This is a genomic window from Sphingomonas sp. PP-CC-3A-396 (assembly GCF_004343105.1).
In the GTDB taxonomy this organism is placed as follows: domain Bacteria; phylum Pseudomonadota; class Alphaproteobacteria; order Sphingomonadales; family Sphingomonadaceae; genus Sphingomonas.
Genome location: NZ_SLYF01000032.1, coordinates 1 through 1,158, shown reverse-complemented (window position 1 = coordinate 1,158; position 1,158 = coordinate 1). Strand labels below are relative to the sequence as shown.

At 63.7% G+C, this 1,158-nt stretch carries 1 pseudogene; it reads left to right on the top strand.

The annotated features are described in order from the left end of the window. Positions 1 to 1,095, top strand: a pseudogene (locus tag C8J40_RS20635) (IS3 family transposase); the annotation flags it as partial. Between the last annotated feature and the right edge of the window lie 63 nt (positions 1,096 to 1,158).

The window sequence follows — 1,158 nt, the reverse complement described above, 5'->3', positions numbered from 1 at the left end:
TTCAAGGCCAAGGTGGCATTGGCTGCCGTGAAAGGCGAGAAGACGCTGGCCGAGTTGGCGCAGCAGTATGACGTGCACCCGAACCTCATCAACCAGTGGCGGTCGCGGCTGCCGGAAGGCGCGGCGGACGTGTTTGGCGCCGATCCGACGGTGGCCGAATCGGCGGTCGACGTCACGGTGCTGCACGCTAAGATCGGCGAGTTGACGCTGGCGAATGATTTTTTGTCCGGTGCGCTCGGCAAGGCCGGTCTGTTGCCGAGCGCAAAGCGATGATCAACCGTGGTCATGCGCTGCCGCTGGTCGCCCAGGCGCAGTAGCTCGGTATCAGCCGCAGCATCATCTACTATCTGCCTCGACCCGTGGCGGACGCCGACCTGGCGATCATGCGGCGGATCGACGAACTGCACCTGCTCTATCCGTTCGCCGGCAGCCGGATGCTGCGCGATCTGCTCCGGCAGGTCGGCACGGCTGTCGGTCGGCTGCATGTCGCGACGCTGATGAGGCGGATGCGGATCGAGGCAATCTACCGCCGGCCGAACACGTCGAAACCGGCGCCGGGGCACAAGATCTATCCGTACCTGCTGCGTAAGCTGGCGGTGACGAAGCCCAATCAGGTCTGGGCCACCGACATCACGTACATCCCGATGGCCCGCGGCTTCGTCTAATCTCGTCGCAATCGTCGACTGGTTCACCCGGCGCGTGCTGGCGTGGCGGGTGTCGATCTCGCTCCACGCTGCGTTCTTCATCGTGGCGCTGGAGGAAGCGCTGGACAGCTACGACAAACCGACGATCTTCAACAGCGACGAGGGTTCGCAATTCACCAGTACGGCGTTCACCGCGGTCCTACACCGCGAGAAGATCGCCATCAGCATGGAGGGGAAGGGGGTGCCGGCGTGACAACGTGTTCGTTAAGCGCCTCTGGCGCTCGGTAAAATATGAGGAGGTGTACCGCAACGCCTACGCCTCGGTCCCCGAAGCCGCGCCGGCATCGGCCGCTATATCGGGTTCTACAATGCCGTCAGGCCGCACTCCGCACTTGGCGGCCGAACGCCTGACCAGGTATACTTCCACCCGCCGCTTCTCGCAGCGTCATGATCAACCAGCGGCAGTCCACTTATCCAAGCCGCGAGCCTGTGCAGACAACCCGAGCCACCTCTC